Source organism: Neptunomonas sp. ABH4_499 (assembly GCF_056160565.1).
Window position 1 is genome coordinate 152,421 of record NZ_JBSWXK010000001.1, and the last position, 17,635, is coordinate 170,055.

Sequence of the window (17,635 nt, forward strand, 5' to 3'; positions counted from 1 at the left end):
TTGTATGTGGGGTGGTTTGGGTGATTCGAGCTTAGCTCACCTGTTGGAGACACAACACTGTGCGAGTGACAGACACACCCGCCTGGAAAGCGCTGAAGGATCATGCCAAAAACATGGATGCCGTTCACCTTAAAACGCTTTTCCAGCAAAACCCTACCCGTTTTTCCGATTTTAGCGTCCGCAACGAACAACTCTTGTTGGATTTTTCCAAGCAGCGCATTACACACGACACCCTTACCCTGCTGAAAAGCCTGTCCGAATCCTGCCAGATGGATGAATGGAAAGAGCGGCTTTTCCGTGGCGATCACATCAATACATCGGAAGATCGCCCAGCATTACACACCGCACTGCGCCAACCGGCGGGCGACACCTTGATGCTGGATGGCGAAAACCTGGTCGAGGATGTGCAAGCCAATTTGGATAAAATGGCCGATATTGTCGAGCGCATTCAATCTGGCCAATGGCGCGGATACTCGGGCCTACCCATCGACACCATTGTTAACATCGGTGTAGGCGGTTCGGACCTTGGGCCTTACATGACCTGCAGCGCATTAACCAATGCCCAACTACCTAGCGGGCGTAAGCTGAATGTGCACTTTGTTTCATCGATGGATGGCAGCCAAATTGCGGATCTTTTGGGCACACTGGTGCCGATGCGTACGCTGTTTATCTTATCGTCTAAATCTTTCACAACGATCGATACGCTGTCGAACGCAAATACGGCGCGCGAATGGTTGCGCAGTGCAAGCGGCGTGAAAGATGAGATTTTAAACCGCCGTCACTTCATTGGTGTATCGGCCAACCCAGCCAAGATGGATGAGTGGGGCATACCGAAAAAAAGCCAGCTCAACTTTTGGGATTGGACAGGCGGTCGCTACTCGATGTGGTCCACCATTGGTTTGCCGATTGCGCTTAAAATCGGCATGCCGCGTTTTAAAGAGTTACTGGCCGGTGCACACGCCATGGACACGCACTTTAAAAACGCCCCCTTTGAAGAGAATTTACCCACTCTGCTGGGGATGATCAGTGTTTGGAACATCAACTTTTTAGGTATTCATGCCCACGCCATTCTGCCGTATGACGGCCGTTTAGCGCACTTACCGGCGTACCTTGAACAGCTTGAAATGGAAAGTAACGGTAAAAGCGTGAGCCGCCAAGGCGAGCCTGTCGAGCTTCGCACCTGCCCGATCATCTGGGGGGAAGTCGGCCCGAACGCACAGCACGCCTTTTATCAGCTATTGCACCAAGGCACCGAGTCTGTAATGTGTGACTTTATTGCCCCAGCCCGTCGCTACCAAGACACCGGTAATGCGGAGCTGCGCCAACAACATACCCTTACGCTGGCGAACTGCTTGGCTCAGTCGCGCATCCTGGCACTGGGTGATTCAGTTTTGGATGACAACGAATCTGCACCTGTACACAAACGCTATCGCGGCAACCAACCAAGCACGACCGTGTTATTAGATGAGCTTACGCCGTTTTCGTTTGGTCAGCTTATCGCCCTGTACGAGCACAAAACCTTTGTGCAATCGGTGATTTGGGACATCAACCCCTTCGACCAATGGGGCGTAGAACTGGGTAAAAAAATGGCCACCGACCTGCTGAAACCTTTAGCTAAAGAGAGCACTGGGGATAACCTGGATAGCTCCTCCAAAGGGTTACTCGATATTATTCACGCCAAGCAGGAGGAACGCCCATGAAACTCGTAATTTGGGGACAAGAGCTTGGCGCATGGGTAACCGCAGGCTGCTTAGCGCAAGCCGGTAACGACGTGTATTTGGTGCACGATGATCCGGATGTAAACCCACTGGACATTATGGGCACCAACACCCGTAATGAGCCACGCCTTAAAGATTTGATTGCAGCCGAACACTCTACAGAGCGTTTCCAGCTGATGAGCGCTGGCGAAGCCAGCTTGTTTAGCCATCACGTACTGTGCATGAACCCATCACAATTGGGCGATGCGAAACAGATTGTGACCCGCCTCGCCAAATACACAAGCGAGAAGCTGTTGATCATCAACCAAACCCTGTTTGGGGTAGGCGCAACCGACGAGCTTCAAAGCCTGCTGTCGCTTGCCAATCAACAGGTGGTCGCCTTTTTGCCAGAGAACATTGTTCAGGGCGAGGCTATTGAAAATGCGCTGCACCCTAAGTCGCTGACACTCGGTTGCGACGAACCTTGGGCCAATATGATGATCGAATCGTTGCTGCGCCCTTTCAGCCGTCATTTGGACCAGATGTTGGTGATGAGCACCCGCGAAGCGGAGTTTGCCAAGATGGCGACCACCGGCATGCTGGCACTGCGCATTGGCTACATCAACGAGCTGGCTAACCTAGCCGAACAACTGAGCGTGAACATCGATGTGGTTCGTCAAAGCATGGGCGCAGACCCCCGCATTGGCCACCATTACCTCGCACCCGGTTGTGGCTTTGGCGGCAACAGCTTTGCACAAAGCATTCAGGGATTATCCGAGCTGCTGGCCGAGAAACGTAACTCCCAGCTGTTGGATACCGTGCTCCGTGAGAACGAGAAGCAGAAAGAGCAGTGCTTCCGTAAGCTCTGGCGTCATTACGAGGCGGATTTACACGATAAGCAAGTCGCGATCTGGGGGGCTTCTTTCAAGCCGGGTACCTCCGCTTTGGATGGCGCACCCAGCTTAAGTGTGATTGAAGCCTTGATCGCCCAAGGTGTCACGATTCGCATTCATGACCCAGAAGCATTGGAAAATGTGGAGCGCCTGTACGGCGGACACCCACAAGTACTGACCTTTAAGGATAAGTACGAAGCGTTGGAAAACACCGATGCCCTATTAGTGTTGACCGAGTGGCCGGAGTATTGGTCCCCTGATTATGAGGCAATGCTGGAGCAAATGCGCCAGCCCGTTGTTGTCGACGGCCGAAATGTGTTCAGCCGCCCATTGCTGGAAAGCTTAGGCATTACCTACTACGGAATCGGCCGATAAGCCGACACAGCGCAAAACCGATGGCTACGCCAACCACATTGGCGTAGCTGTCTTCTACACTGAACGTTCGAAGCGGCAAAAACACCCCTTGTAGGTATTCCAACACAAAGGCCAACAGCACCAAACTGCCCCACATTACCCACGCAAAACGCCCTTTCAACGCAATAAACGCAGTTAAACTAAGCCCACCAAAGGCCAGAAAATGCCCGACCTTATCGGAGTTATCAAACAGCATTTCGGGCGGCGTTGGTCGAAAAATCGCGTACAACACACCCGATACACAGGTAATAAACAACACCCAGCGCAATACACTTGGCCAACCCAAAGGGTTTGCGATGGGTGGTTGTGGCTCGGTGTTTTCGTTAACAGATGGATTCAATCGGCACCCCATTTACTCGTTTCAGTGCAGCTATTTAAAAACTAAAGAATTAAAAAATTAAAAAGCAACGGATGGAATCATTTAATGTTGATGCATGGCGCTATTCGGTGGGAATCAACACCTGCGCCTCGGGCAGTAACGCTTTGACCTGCTTGGCAAACACCTGCTTTGCCTCATCATCGCCATGCACAATTCGAACCTCTTTCGGTTTACGGTAGATCCGCTTAATAAAGCGCAACAGATTGGCTTGATCGGCGTGGGCTGAATAACCACTTAGGCTGTGCACACTGGCGCGGATATCCACCCGCTTATCATCGATCATCACATAGCCGCCTCGCGGGCCATAGGTTTGAATATCACGCCCCATCGTGCCTTTGGCCTGATACCCAACAAACACCACATCGGTTCGGTTATCGGGCAGCAGTGCTTCAAGGTAGTTCACAATCCGACCGCCGGTGCACATACCACTGGCCGCAATCACAATCGCCGGATAACCCGATTGCTTTAAGCGATTGACCATCGCAATGTGCTCGGCGTGGTCCTTAATGGTGATCATTTGATCAAAGGCTAAGGGGTGACGACCCTTGGCTACTTTGCGACGGGCTTCTTTATCCCACAGCTCACGAAGGGATCGGTAATGTGCGGTAAACTCGGACGCTAACGGCGAATCAACAATAACCGGGAGCTTTTCCCAATCACCACCATGACGATGGGTGATCTCCTCTATCTCGTAGAGGAGCTCCTGAGTGCGGCCGATACTGAATGCAGGGATCAGCACCGCGCCACGGTCCTTTAAGCAGTGCTCGATGGTATTTTTAAGCGCTGTACGTCGCTTTTTGCGCCCTTCGTGAAGCTTATCGCCGTAGGTGCTTTCTATGATGAGGCGATCCGCCCGATAAGACGATTTGGGGGCTGGCAAAAGTGGCGAATGCGTTGCGCCCAAATCCCCCGAGAACACGACGCGCTCACCTTCGGCGTCAACCTCGATATAAGCTGAGCCTAAAATATGCCCTGCCACCCGAAACTTAGCACGCGCTTTGCTGCTTTCTGGCAAGCCATCTATAGAAAACCATTCATCATAGGGGATGGGTTTAAGCAGTGCCTGCAAACGGGCCAGTACCAGTTTAATGAGTCGTTCGTCGCGGGAGACACCGACCTTGACCGCATCCTCAATGACCAGCGGCAAGAGTGCCGCAGTCGCTTCGGTTGCGTAGATGGGGCCATCGAAACCTGCGGCCAATAAGTGCGGGATGCGCCCTACGTGGTCTAAATGGCAATGTGTAACCAGTAAGGCTTTGATGTGCTCAAGTGGGAAGTCGATTTGAATCTCGCCAAGCTCACGCCCGGCGGATTCTGCGCCTTGAAACAAGCCGCAATCGACCAACACGCCCTCGCCACTGGCAAGGGCAAACTCATGACAGGAGCCTGTAACCCCGTTGACCGCTCCGTGGTGCTTTAGGGTTAACATAAATTAGGACTCGTACCCCTCTGGGTTTTGGGACTGCCAACGCCAGTGGTCTTCCACCATTTGATCGATACCGGACTGAGCTTTCCAGCCCAGCGCCTTTTCACTGTAGGATGGGTCTGCGTAGCAGGTCGCGATATCGCCCGGGCGTCGATCCACTATTGTATACGGAATATCACGGTTACTGGCCTGTGAAAACGCCTCGACCACTTGCAGCACAGAATAGCCATTACCTGTGCCTAGGTTATATTCTTTGCATCCGTGATGCTCGTTAAGCGCATCCAGAGCTTTTAAATGGCCGTCGGCCAAGTCCATCACATGGATGTAATCACGCACACCAGTGCCATCCACGGTTGGGTAATCGCCACCAAAGACACTTAATTGATCACGGCGACCTATCGCCACTTGGGCAACAAAAGGCATTAAGTTGTTTGGGATACCATTTGGGTCTTCGCCAATGAACCCACTTGGGTGTGCGCCCACGGGGTTAAAGTAGCGCAGTATCGAGACCTCCCACGTGTTATCAGCAATGGCCAAATCCCGTAGGATGTGCTCGATCATCAACTTAGATTGGCCGTAAGGGTTGGTGGCCGATAGTGGAAAATCCTCTTTAATCGGGACGGTCGCTGGGTCACCATACACCGTTGCAGATGAGCTAAACACCACCTTTTTACAACCATGCTTGGCCATGGCCTCAAACAAATTGAGCGAACCCTCAACGTTGTTTTGATAGTAGCGAAGCGGCTCGGCTACTGACTCACCAACAGCTTTAAGCCCTGCAAAGTGGATAACCGCATCGATATCAAACTGATCGAACACTCGGTCCAACGCCGCTTTATCACGAATATCCCCTTCTACAAAGGCCGCTTGCTGGCCAGTGATGCGAGTAATGCGGTTAAATACTTCTGGGTGGGCGTTGCATAAGTTATCGAATACAACGACATCGTGCCCTGCTTCTTGTAACAACACGACGGTATGACTTCCAATGTATCCGGCACCGCCGGTAACGAGCACAAGCATGATGATTCCTTACTATTGGCCATGAGGTAGGAGCTAAGTTTACAGGAGAAACGAAGGCTAAGGTATGTTGAAATCACGCTCGAAAACATTCCCAATGCCTCAAGGTATTCAGACGGCAGCCTCTCTCGTGTACGATTGCGATGAGCTGTTATTAAAAACAAGTGTATGGGCTTGATGTCCACTAATGGTGTAAACATGTTACGCGCTTTATTAATTCTTTCTTTATTAGCGATCTATGGCTGCAGTCACGCGGGAAGTCTTTGTGCTCAGTATAAAAATGGTTCGCCAGTAATCATCGTATCCACCACCGAAAACGATGAAAGCGAGCTTTATGCAGACTGGGAGTTTTACTTAAACAACTTCATTTACAAGCACCAAGAATATGAAATCAAGAGCGACATCAATGAGCTGCCGTCCATGACGGTAATATTCGCAAAACAAGGGAAGAACAGTTTCGAATTAGTTGAATCACCCGAACCCATCTTGTACGAAATGATCAATACTTACTATCAAAATCATGGTGGCAAAGACAAGCTACTCGAAACCTATGTTGTTGAAGATTCTAGCAAGATAGAAAAACTATTAAGCTGCAAATTTATTTAGCCTTCAGCCCTACAGGGTAAAAATTGAGCGAAATGATTCACTAATACATTTGCAGCCGCATCGTCCTGATGCTGTTTTAAAGCTGTGTATATCTGCTCGCGAAAGGCATCCGGCGATAAAACACCATAATCACACCAAACGGTGCCCTGCGTAGCGTTCAAAGCACCTAGCGCAAACGCCTCAGCAAGACGACGTTGAAACTTGTCGTCAGACATATAGGCATTAAACAAAGCCTTCGCGGAAAGCGTTTGGTTTAGATGATAAAGCCGTTCTTTATCATTTTTTGGTAACTGCATATCATCGCCAGCAATGGCTGGAAGGGTACAAAACCCAAGTACAAATACAGCTAACCACTTGCCATAGAAAAATAACATGCTAAGCCCTAACTCAGAGGTTTAGTAAGCGTTTTCGTATCCAAGAAACAACTAAAAACACCAAGACAAATATAATAAAAAATGGGATAAACCACTGCGCGAATACAAAGAAGGCATAAAGGTAATCAAACTCACAATCATTAGATACAGGATTAACACAAAAAACCTGCATGGTATTATGTTTGATACCCACGTAAACCATGTACAATCCGACGGCAGCAGCTAGAACAAAAGAAACCAAATACATCATCCCTTTCAACATAGCACTTATCAAAACTAAAGAGCCAACAACTTAAAAACCCATATATTTACACAACCTAAAAAAACAATAAAATAACAACACCAAAACAAACAGTAAAAACAAAGAAAAAAGAAAGCCAAAGTCAAAAAAAATCATTAGGGGAAAAACAACCAAACCAGATAATCTAGCTGAAAGGTTAACTAAAAAATCGCCATCACGATTTTCTTTTTTGAAAAGCATCAGATACAAATCATAGACAATATAGAACGTAACAAATACAGAAAAAAACCATAAAAAAGTACTCATCACCCCCCCTCAATTTATCGTTTCAATTAGATATTAATTGATAATACTTAGCGGATACTGAATTGCAAAAGTTATGATTGAATTTCCCACCTTCCACAAGGGGCTTAATTTTGCTACCAACTTCTATCAAACCTAATGTAAACCTCTCATCATATTGATCAGCTTCATATTTTGATCTAAGAATAATACTTTGCTTTTCCCATACTTTAAAATCTGGACTTTCAGGGTAAGCTTCCATACATATCATTAAGTACCCTGCATCAACACCCTCGTTAAACGAAGCACTCATATCTGCCGAAACTAAGCTAGAAAAGGACAAGCATATAAAAAAACTTTTTATAATAAATACATTATTACAAAGTTTATTAAGTCTCTGCACAAGCATCATAAACCGATTTCCTATAAAACGGAGGGGAATGCCCCCCGTATATAAATTTATAGATCATCTGTTGTTAACAAGCCTCTACGAAGCAGTTCGTGCTTAGCCCTTTCAGAGTCTTTTTGTGCACAGACATAGAGAACAGCACCCATAACTGTAAGGTAGGAAGTTACATGACCACCCATTCTCATGGCCGAAGCACTTCCCGTGAACCTAGAAACCGTTTTTTCACCTAGCTCAAAATTTGTCATAGATTTTGCTAATTTAATTGCGGACTCTTTTGATCCAGTTTTAAGCAAATCAAAAAAAGTATTAGCACCCTTGGTAAGAGAAAAGCTTGCAGCTGTACCAACACCCAATACTTTTAAGTGAGAAGCTACATCAGCGTTAAAATCATGCATTTCTCTAAGCTCTATATCTGTCAAGCTCCAACTATACCAGTAGGGGTTCGCCACTTGCAGCGCAACAAGACTGTAAAACTTACTACCTAACGAACGATCATCTAAGCTGGAAACATAAGCCATGTAAGCAATTTTACGATCATTGCTTAATGACCTATAGGTCACCAGACCATTTAAGAGAAATAAAGCATCACCCCTTTGCCTAAGCTTGGGTAGGTATGCATTTAGGTCTGTTACGTTTGCTAAAAATCCTACTGGATCAGAGTTAAATTTTTCAGATATGTAGATAGATTTACTCATACAACCTCCTTGTTTGAGTTAAAAAAGTGCAACTTACTTAGTTACACTTTGAAGAATTTTTTAAGCGCGTCCGTAATTATCCTTAAAACGAACAATGTCATCTTCACCAAGGTAAGAACCGGACTGAACTTCGATCATTTCCAACGGGACTTTGCCTGGGTTTTCTAATGCGTGAACTTCCCCTAATGGGATATAAGTGGATTGGTTTTCGGTGACAAAGAAGGTGCGCTCGCCACAGGTGACGCTGGCGGTACCGGATACCACAATCCAATGCTCCGCACGGTGGTGATGCATTTGCACCGACAGCTTCTCGCCAGGTTTTACGGTAATGCGCTTCACCTGATAACGTTGGCCGTTATCAATGGAATCGTATTTACCCCAAGGGCGGTACACTTCGCGGTGTTGGAAATGCTCGTTACGGCCTTGATCTTTAATGGCCGATACCAGCTTTTTAACATCCTGCACTTTGTCCTTGTGCGCAACCATCAAGGCATCTTTGGTATCGACAATGATAAGGTCATCCACACCCAGTGCCGTTACCAACCGCTCGCCCCCAACGATCATGCAGTTTTGACTGCCTTCGGTGATGACATCGCCTTGCAGTACATTGCCGTTAGCATCCTTTTGCTTTATTTCCCAAAGGGCTGTCCAGCTACCCACATCACTCCACCCTGCATCCAATGGGATAACCGCTGCTTTATCGGTTTTTTCCATTACGGCGTAATCAATGGAATCATCCGGGCAGGCTTCGAAGGCGGCTTTATCGACACGGATAAAATCTAAATCCGGCGTTGTGGTGGCCATGGCCGCTTTACAGGCACTTAAGATATCTGGGCGATGTGCTTCTAGCTCTTGCAGGAAGCGGTTTGCGGTAAACATAAACATACCGCTGTTCCAATAATAGTCACCTGCATCTAGGTATTGCTGCGCTGTATCGGCATCGGGTTTTTCAACAAACTGTGCTACGGGGTAGGCGTTACCGCCCTCCAAAGCCGTACTACCCGCTTTGATGTAACCATAACCGGTTTCTGGCTTGGTCGGCACCGTACCAAAAGTGACCAAGTATCCCGCTTTGGCTAAAGGCTCTGCTGTTTGGACAGCTTGTTGAAACACATCCGCTTGGTCGATCACATGGTCGGATGAGAGCACCAACAACGCCTCATCCCCCTGCTCTTTTTCAACCGCATCCAAGGCGGCCAAAGCGATGGCTGGGGCGGTGTTACGACCTACAGGCTCAAGGAAGATAGAGCATTTTTGGTCGATTTCGCGCATTTGTTCCGCAACTAAGAATCGATGTTCTTCGTTACAGATAATCGATACAAAATCTAAACGACCTAAGCGCGTCATTGTTTCCTGCAACATGGTTAGCTGGGAATTCAGTTTTAAAAACTGCTTAGGATACTGGGTACGGGACAACGGCCAAAGCCGTGTACCCGAACCACCTGATAATATGACCGGTATCATCTTTTCATCCTTAAAGAGTAGAAACCGTAACCGATGGTTGATTAATCACTGCCAAACAGATCACGGGTATACACTTTATCTGCAACGGCTTCTAATTCTGGTGCCATACGGTTAGCGACAATCACATCCGATATGGCCAAAAACTCGTTCATGTCTTTTACAACACGCGAGTTGAAGAATCGCTCTTCTTCTAACACCGGCTCGTAAACGACAACCTCGACACCTTTGGCTTTTATACGCTTCATGATGCCCTGTATCGCCGATGCCCGAAAGTTATCCGAGCCGCTTTTCATCACCAAACGATAGATTCCCACCACTTTAGGTTGACGCTTAAGGATGGACTCAGCCACGAAATCTTTCCGTGTGGTGTTGGCATCAACAATGGCACGGATGATGTTGCTAGGTACATCTTGGAAATTCGCCAATAACTGCTTGGTGTCTTTCGGTAGGCAGTAGCCGCCATAGCCGAACGATGGGTTGTTATAGTGGCTGCCGATGCGCGGGTCTAGCCCTACACCCTCGATGATTTGGCGCGAGTCTAAGCCGTGGGTTTCGGCGTAGCTGTCTAACTCGTTAAAGTAGGCAACACGCATCGCCAAGTAGGTGTTGGAGAAAAGCTTAACCGCTTCGGCCTCGGTGCTGTTGGTAAACAATACCGGGATCTCGTCTTCTGGCTTAACCGCCCCTTCAACTAACAGGCTAGCAAATACACGTGCACGTTCCGATTGCTCGCCAACGATGATACGTGATGGGTATAGGTTGTCGTGCAGCGCTTTGCCTTCACGGAGGAATTCTGGCGAGAAGATGATGTTATCTGTACCCAGTTCCTCTTTGATTTTTTGCGTGTACCCAACAGGGATGGTGGATTTAATCACCATGACTGCATTCGGATTGATCGCCATCACATCTTTAACGACCGCTTCGACCGATGCCGTATTAAAGTAGTTAGTGACAGGGTCGTAATCCGTCGGGGTGGCGATAACAACGTACTCGGCCTCTTTATAGGCCAGCTCTTTATCCAATGTAGCAGTAAAGTTCAGCGCTTTATTAGCTAAAAAGTCTTCAATTTCCGCATCAACAATTGGGGAGATTTTATTGTTGAGCATTTCAACTTTGTCCGGGATGATATCAACCGCCACAACATTATGATGTTGAGCTAATAACATCGCATTTGATAAACCTACATACCCGGTACCGGCAATAGCTATATTCATGATGCATTAGATCCATTCAGATTATCTTTAAAATTCTTTCTTACAAAATATACGCCTAAGCATATAGTTATCAATAAAACTAAATTTCTTTGCATTAAAACACCCTCTACATCGTAAAATATATAAGATAAATACAAAGTAGGCATACTGATAACAAACACAAATAAATTGATATACAATACGAGTTTATCTTTATCCATTCCAGACAAGCCTTGTATCAACAAGAGATTAACCAAAAGAGTTAACATAGGTACGAAACAAATAATATCCAGCATTTCCGAATAGGAAGCAAAAGCAGAACCAAAAACCAACTTAAACACCAAACCAGATAGAAAATACAAAGATAAACCTATAAACAACCCGAGACCTACAAATATTATAGAAGTGCGTATTAAAAGTTTTCTATATTTTTTAAAACTAGATTTAAAAACCTTGGCAAAGTGCGGATAGAATACCTGAGATATTGAAAAAACAACTATATTATTGATAATCTGTATGACTTTTTGAGCAGAAGCCACCCCCCCTAGCGTTTTTGGATCTACGGCAAACACCATACCAAGAAAAACCAAAGAAAATGCTCCGGAAAAAAGGGTCAAAGCAGATGAAATAAATATAGGAGTTGCCTTTAATATAGATATAACCACCACACTAAAACGAACAAACCTAAAACATAACTTATAAAGTTTAAATGCATAAAAAAGCATGATAAATGAAACAAACACATTTAACATAGACATAAGAAGAGGGCGATAGAAAAAATCATCCTCTTCTTGGATAAAGATAAAAACCAAAGGTAAAAACAGCAATTTCACAAAAAAACTATTTAAGGCTACAAATCTTACATTACCCATACCCCTATACAACCAAGCAGGTAAAAGAAAATCACCAAAAACACCTAGAAATGTAAAAAAGAAAATCCAAAAATGCTCAAGAACAGTCTCAGAAAACAAAACAGATGCAAAGAAAAGCAAGCACGAGCTTATGAAAATACAGACTTTAGCATAAAAATATTTAGAAAATATAAAACTTAAATCTTTTTTATCTGAGATGGCAATTTCTCGAGTAGCAGTGTATTCAAAACCAAACTTTACAAACAAAACAAAAAAATTAGAAAAAACCAAAGCCATTTCCAATAAGCCAAACTTCTCCACACCTACAACTCTAGTTATATAAGGAAGTGTAATAAGTGGAATTGCAAAGTTCGAAGCCTGAATCAAAGCATAGTACATCGTTTCCGACAATAGTTTACTTTTAAGATTCATAAAACCCTTCCAAGCAAGATGATAAATCTTGAGAAGTTTTATATATATCGCTTTTTACATTCAAAATCCTATTCCTCAATAAAGTTTCGTCAAAAACGTTTACTTTATGAAAAACTTCATTGACAGAAAAATTTTCATCAACCTGATAATTGGAAATAGACTCGCCGAAAACTTCATGTAATGCACCATTCACTTTATCTTGCCAAGGGAAAACAAACGTAGGAATAGCATAAGATAACGAAAAAATTGAAGAGTGCATTCTATTGCAAAGTGAGAACTTAACATCCGAATAAACTTGACCAAAGTCAGTTTTGTGAGAAAGCATAACAATTGAAGCTTTGCACCCTTTAAGCTTGAGAGACTCAAGCAAAAAATTATTATAATCAACATCCTCATAAGAAGAAACTATTAGCTTCAAACTTAATGAATAATGCCGAGAAATTGTGACCAAGTTATCGATTAGTAAATTCGTATTCCTTTTTACATTGGGATAGAATTTGTCGTTATAATCCATGACGTTTACAGAGAAACAGCTTTTAACTCCAGTAGCTAAAGGATAAACATCTGACAGAATGAATACGGGATCTGGAGATACTGACACTCTCGCTTTAGGGTTTACATCCTCAATGAAAGACATAGACTTTTCGTCTCTCACATTTATATATTTAGCCTTAGCAGAAATATTATTTAAAGAACGCTTCCAACTAAAACTAAAAGGCCCAACTCCAACACCGTAAACAACAATAATAGAAGTTATCTTCCCAGACAAACTATCAAAGAAATCCAAATATGGGCATCCAGCATGATTAAAAAACATATTTCCGCCCCCAAATATAACAACATCATACCCTTGGAGCCTAGAACTAACTTTTTTAGCAGAAAACAGCCTCGCTTTATATTTTTTATAAAGATACCTGAAAGCAATATTATTATTTAGATAGGATTTAATCGTCCCTATTTTACGGGGCTTATTTAAATTCGAATCATAGTCTGCACTAAAATCCTGAAGCTCCCTAAGTTCAAGATCAAATGAGTCAACTGTAATACCATGCTTTGACAACAGAAACTCTATACACCGAGAAATGAGTGCATCACCCACATTCAACCCACTGAGAGAACTAACTTTAGCGACTTTCATATACATTTGCCTTATAAACAAAAAGATAGCATACCGTAGAAAACATCAACAGCATCAGCAAACTACCACTCAAAAATGGTGTGCCTAAAGTATTCAATATAAAATAAAGATAGTAAACTATAAATACAATCTTAACAGATGACGTCCTGGCATTATTCCCAACCCTTTTATTAAAAGTAACAAACAAACCAATCAAGCATAAAAAATATGATATCAAGCCAAACCAACCTGACTCAGCTAAAACTGACCCCCAAAAGAAATCAAACAGATACATATTGTTTTCATACCACCATAAGCCCTCTAGATAAGTCATATGGTAAACAGAGTTTATATTATCAACTGATTGCGCACTGCCGAAAGTAGCCAAACCACTTCCAAGTGGAAAATAAAAACTAGATAAATATAGAGATTCATTAAGTATTACCATTCGAGGCATAACATCCTTATCTATTTCTAAAAACTGACCTGAAAGCAAACCCGCAGAATCAAAATTATAAAAAAAGAAAACCAGAACAGGAAAAGCAAGAAGAAATAACATTTTTCCAGAAAAAGATATCACTAAACTATTAGCTTTAAACTTATTAACTAAAAAAACAAAAAGAAGGATCAACACAAAAAGAATCTCAACCCGCTGGCCTGATAAAACAATAAAACTCATAGCCAACATCATGTAGAAACAATTTCTATAAATACCTCGATTATAAAAGAAGAGTAAAAAGAGATAACTTAAACAAAAAAATGCCATTTGCCCTGGGTGTATAAAAAAGCCAGAATATCTTTTTATAGAAGTTCCAGGAATAACAGATGGTGCACTTGTACCTGGCAATAGACCATAATATAAAGTAGGAGCAAAAAGCTCTACTATTATAAGTAATAAATTCACAAGAAGCAGTATTTCGAAAAATCTAACAACTGACTCAACTGGTTCACCACGATAAAAGATGTAAGCACAAAGAATAACAATAAAAAAAATCTTTACATTCATCACAAGCTGCAAAATTGATGAAAAATAGACACCACCATTAAACAACATGGACAAAAAAGAAAAAACAAAATAAAAAACTAAACCAAACCAAAGATATAGACTGAAATTTGGGACTCTTTTCAAATTAAAAAAAGCAACAACAACCCCAAAAAAAATCATAAGTAGTTCTATTGCAACTAAAGCAGTAGACAATGTTGGCACAGCTTTTCTAAGAAAAACAAACCCTGAAAAGACAATAAGCAATAAAAACAAATAACCACTACTTATCTTGACTCTGCTATACATTAAAGTCATCCAGCCATTTCTTGCTTTGAGAATCGGTAATTAAAGCCTTATCCACCAAAGCGACAATATCTTGCTCATAAAATCCTTTAAGCCTCGCTCTGGTTTCCAAAGAAATATCTATTTTCTCTTTTTCAGCCCCATTTAATCCTGAATAAATACTTAACAATAATTTCTTCACTTTCGGGTTTGAATAAAAAAAACTTTCCAATCGCTTATTAAGCACCAACGCAGCTCTTTGAATAAAATCATTCTTATGACCAGAAGTTACATTTGATTTCTCAAAATTATATTCAGAATAAAAACTCGAATCCAAACCTAGGTTATTAAATACTTTATTAATAACTTCATTCGGGCTAACACAGAACTCCATAAATTCAAAGACCATCATATTGATCTCATGCTTTTCAAAATCATCAAGATGCTTTGAATACAACCCGGAATCAAGTACGCGGAGAAACCACTCATCCAACCCTATAGCAGTGGCAGATTTACCATTTTCGTAATCGAAGCACATAGATATGTATTTATCAAAGGACATATTCTTATCCAAATACAATCTTGACTTATGAAACAAAAAACTCGACTTTAACCTTTCAAGTGGAGAGCGTAATATAAAAATAAGTTCGAATTTATCTTTATAACTCTGTATTTCTGCAATATTCTCAGCAACAATATTACTATCCGCTAAGTAACCTGGAGAACCTTCTAAGAACAGGCTTCGTTCAATATTAAACCGAAACTCTTTTTCGTACTCGTTGAATTCACAATTCACATTACGAAAAAAATCTGTCTCTTTCTTGATTGATTCGTTAAAAAAACCACTATCCACCATGTACTGATATAAGGAAGTTGTTCCTGACTTCTCTGTACCTGATATTAAAACATATTTTTTCATTTAAATACCCCTTCGATAAAACCAATAATATGACGTTCTAACTCAACAGGTTCATTAATCGTCATATTCTGGGACAAGTTGGTCACCACTTTATCAATAGATTTTTCAAATGAATTAAGATCGTTACAAACATATACACCAGATTTAGAGGAAAATTTTATCGCCGTAGCCTTTTGATGATCGTTTCTATGTTCTTGCAGGGAAGCATCTCGAGGAAAAATTATAATTGGCTTTTTCAGTTCTAAAGCACTAATAATATTACCCATGCCCGCATGAGAAACGACAACTTCGGACATATTATAAAATTCTTTAAAATCTGCAGCATTCAAAAACTGATAACATTCAAGATTTTTATATTTTTTAGATTCTGCGGTCTGAGCTACTATTCGAATATCCTTATCTTTTGCCCAAGCATCTATTACCTCTAACATTCTGGGAAACGGCAATTGAGTACCAACACTGACAAAAATCATAAAACCTGCCCTTTGTAATACGGGCCTTCAGGATTTTCCAATTCAGGCCATTGAGTCAACCAAACATCCGCAAAAGGCTTAACCTTTTTTCCAGCTAAGGACATTTCTTCCGCATTCGCGATACTATCCAGCCAAATTGTTTTCTTTCTAAACACTTTAGCAACAACAATACAAAAGAACCCCGGCGCAGCTCCTGTACTAATCACCACATCTGGCCTCAGTTTAACTATCAACCAAAACGATTGCAGGAACAACTTAATCAAGCCAATTTTATCCCACATATTAGCATCATGTAGTGAATAAAATTTACCGTCAACTGTTGATTTTAAGGAAGGATCTGTACAAGCGTAAAACGTATCATATTTTTCAAAAACTTTTTTCAGCCTATTTAGCTGAATCCAGTGCCCACCAGATGAAGACACAGCTAATAACTTTACCTTTTCACTCATAAACTATTATAACCCTCTAACCATAGTGGTTAAATCTAACGAAACAACGTCATGCTCATACTTTTCTAAAACATAGCTTATTAACTTACTTCTAATATTGTTTCTTTCTTCAAACGACAAATTCAAAAGCTTACTAAGTAGCACACTATAATCCGATACAGCTGGAGCTATTAATACATTTTGCAAATCTGGATGAATTACTTCTTTAACTGCACCATTATTAATAGCCAACGGTATCATGCCGCAAAAGATCGCCTCTACTAATAATAAACCGAGCGACTCGCCCTTCCTAACAGACGGAAATAAAAGAAACTCATATTTTGACATTCTTTTTGCAAGCTCTTTATGACTTACTAAACCGATGATCTCAATATCATACCCTTTTGATTGATCTAGTATCTTTTCTTTTTCCTCTCCATCACCAATAAAGCAAACCTTATTGATGTACTTATTGTTTTCAATAACAGAGTTAAGCGCTGTTATTGCACCCTTCTCTTGGATCATCCTGCCAACATACAAACAACTATTTTGTTCTTTTTGCCCTGGTAAAAATAAATCACTTCTAACACCACCAGAGGGAGATACAAATATTCTTTTTGTTACTTGGTAGTACTCAGTAAGTTCTTTTTTAAAATACTCACTTGGTACAACAATCATCTTAGCCTTACTAAGAGCCCACTTATTAACAAGCTCTTTAATTTTTCTCTTAAAAGTTTTCTCGTGTATTTCAGAAAAAGCATCACTACCATGAAAGTTAATAACTAACTTAAACTTTCGGAAAAGTTTTGCTAACAATACTGGTAGTACCGAATGACTCACATAGTGAACATGCACAACGTCATACCCACCTGTTAATATCTTTAGAAAAGTACTTAGATAGAAATCTAGGTATGCTTTTGCCCCCGATCCTTTAATCACACTTAGGCTCACATCAAGACCATTTTCTTGATAACCTAAGTAACATTCCCTGACAAAGGTACCCCAATAGGGCTTAGACTCGTTAGGGTACAAGTTAGCGACAACTAAAATTTTCATTT

The 17,635-nt window shown here is 42.3% G+C and carries 18 protein-coding genes; 3 read left to right on the forward strand and 15 right to left on the reverse strand.

Annotated elements, in window-relative coordinates; translation table 11 throughout:
- Nucleotides 1-59: 59 nt before the first annotated feature.
- Together pgi and ACXAF9_RS00720 are read left to right on the forward strand one after the other, a co-directional pair.
- Entirely contained in the window at nt 60-1,700 is a 1,641-nt protein-coding gene (gene pgi, locus ACXAF9_RS00715; protein ID WP_475069310.1) for a glucose-6-phosphate isomerase, read from the forward strand.
- Complete coding sequence (locus ACXAF9_RS00720; RefSeq protein ID WP_475069311.1) at nt 1,697-2,965, forward strand: nucleotide sugar dehydrogenase; 1,269 nt, start codon at nt 1,697-1,699, stop codon at nt 2,963-2,965. The genes pgi and ACXAF9_RS00720 overlap by 4 nt, the downstream gene beginning before the upstream one ends.
- On the opposite strand, the gene ACXAF9_RS00725 is transcribed toward ACXAF9_RS00720, so the two are convergent.
- From ACXAF9_RS00725 to galE, 3 genes are all read right to left on the reverse strand, one after another.
- The gene (locus ACXAF9_RS00725; RefSeq protein ID WP_475069312.1) at nt 2,940-3,344 is read right to left on the reverse strand and encodes a VanZ family protein; all 405 of its coding nucleotides are present in this window, start codon (nt 3,342-3,344) and stop codon (nt 2,940-2,942) included. The two genes, ACXAF9_RS00720 and ACXAF9_RS00725, sit on opposite strands and share 26 nt — an antisense overlap.
- A gap of 100 nt (nt 3,345-3,444) precedes the next feature.
- Entirely contained in the window at nt 3,445-4,812 is a 1,368-nt protein-coding gene (locus ACXAF9_RS00730; protein ID WP_475069313.1) for an MBL fold metallo-hydrolase, read from the reverse strand.
- A 3-nt stretch (nt 4,813-4,815) separates the two neighbouring features.
- Entirely contained in the window at nt 4,816-5,829 is a 1,014-nt protein-coding gene (gene galE, locus ACXAF9_RS00735) for a UDP-glucose 4-epimerase GalE (RefSeq protein ID WP_475069314.1), read from the reverse strand.
- Nucleotides 5,830-6,024: 195 nt separating this feature from the next.
- Between galE and ACXAF9_RS00740 the strand changes: the two genes are divergently transcribed.
- Complete coding sequence (locus tag ACXAF9_RS00740) at nt 6,025-6,432, forward strand: hypothetical protein (RefSeq protein WP_475069315.1); 408 nt, start codon at nt 6,025-6,027, stop codon at nt 6,430-6,432.
- Here ACXAF9_RS00740 and ACXAF9_RS00745 read toward each other — a convergent pair.
- The 12 genes from ACXAF9_RS00745 to ACXAF9_RS00800 form a co-directional block, all read right to left on the reverse strand.
- Entirely contained in the window at nt 6,429-6,806 is a 378-nt protein-coding gene (locus ACXAF9_RS00745) for a hypothetical protein (RefSeq protein WP_475069316.1), read from the reverse strand. The two genes, ACXAF9_RS00740 and ACXAF9_RS00745, sit on opposite strands and share 4 nt — an antisense overlap.
- A 569-nt stretch (nt 6,807-7,375) precedes the next feature.
- Entirely contained in the window at nt 7,376-7,741 is a 366-nt protein-coding gene (locus ACXAF9_RS00750) for a hypothetical protein (protein WP_475069317.1), read from the reverse strand.
- A gap of 47 nt (nt 7,742-7,788) precedes the next feature.
- The gene (locus ACXAF9_RS00755; RefSeq protein WP_475069318.1) at nt 7,789-8,433 is read right to left on the reverse strand and encodes a hypothetical protein; all 645 of its coding nucleotides are present in this window, start codon (nt 8,431-8,433) and stop codon (nt 7,789-7,791) included.
- A 60-nt stretch (nt 8,434-8,493) separates the two neighbouring features.
- Nucleotides 8,494-9,897, reverse strand: a complete 1,404-nt coding sequence (locus tag ACXAF9_RS00760; RefSeq protein ID WP_475069319.1) for a mannose-1-phosphate guanylyltransferase/mannose-6-phosphate isomerase — start codon at nt 9,895-9,897, stop codon at nt 8,494-8,496.
- 41 nt (nt 9,898-9,938) lie between these two features.
- On the reverse strand, nt 9,939-11,111 hold the full coding sequence (locus ACXAF9_RS00765) for a nucleotide sugar dehydrogenase (protein WP_475069320.1): 1,173 nt from the start codon (nt 11,109-11,111) through the stop codon (nt 9,939-9,941).
- On the reverse strand, nt 11,108-12,373 hold the full coding sequence (locus ACXAF9_RS00770; protein WP_475069321.1) for an oligosaccharide flippase family protein: 1,266 nt from the start codon (nt 12,371-12,373) through the stop codon (nt 11,108-11,110). The genes ACXAF9_RS00765 and ACXAF9_RS00770 overlap by 4 nt, the downstream gene beginning before the upstream one ends.
- Nucleotides 12,363-13,511 (reverse strand): polysaccharide pyruvyl transferase family protein, encoded by a 1,149-nt coding sequence (locus ACXAF9_RS00775; RefSeq protein ID WP_475069322.1) that lies wholly within the window; start codon nt 13,509-13,511, stop codon nt 12,363-12,365. The genes ACXAF9_RS00770 and ACXAF9_RS00775 overlap by 11 nt, the downstream gene beginning before the upstream one ends.
- Nucleotides 13,498-14,781 (reverse strand): hypothetical protein, encoded by a 1,284-nt coding sequence (locus ACXAF9_RS00780; RefSeq protein WP_475069323.1) that lies wholly within the window; start codon nt 14,779-14,781, stop codon nt 13,498-13,500. The genes ACXAF9_RS00775 and ACXAF9_RS00780 overlap by 14 nt, the downstream gene beginning before the upstream one ends.
- On the reverse strand, nt 14,774-15,676 hold the full coding sequence (locus ACXAF9_RS00785) for a hypothetical protein (protein ID WP_475069324.1): 903 nt from the start codon (nt 15,674-15,676) through the stop codon (nt 14,774-14,776). Before ACXAF9_RS00785 ends, ACXAF9_RS00780 begins: the two co-directional genes overlap by 8 nt.
- Nucleotides 15,673-16,149 carry a glycosyltransferase gene (locus ACXAF9_RS00790; RefSeq protein WP_475069325.1) on the reverse strand — a complete coding sequence of 159 codons (477 nt, stop codon included), beginning with the start codon at nt 16,147-16,149 and terminating at the stop codon, nt 15,673-15,675. The genes ACXAF9_RS00785 and ACXAF9_RS00790 overlap by 4 nt, the downstream gene beginning before the upstream one ends.
- Nucleotides 16,146-16,598, reverse strand: coding sequence for a UDP-N-acetylglucosamine--LPS N-acetylglucosamine transferase (locus ACXAF9_RS00795; RefSeq protein ID WP_475069326.1), 453 nt, complete (start codon nt 16,596-16,598; stop codon nt 16,146-16,148). The genes ACXAF9_RS00790 and ACXAF9_RS00795 overlap by 4 nt, the downstream gene beginning before the upstream one ends.
- A 6-nt stretch (nt 16,599-16,604) precedes the next feature.
- A complete protein-coding gene (locus ACXAF9_RS00800; protein WP_475069327.1) occupies nt 16,605-17,633 on the reverse strand; it encodes a glycosyltransferase family 4 protein in 1,029 nt (342 codons plus the stop codon).
- Between the last annotated feature and the right edge of the window lie 2 nt (nt 17,634-17,635).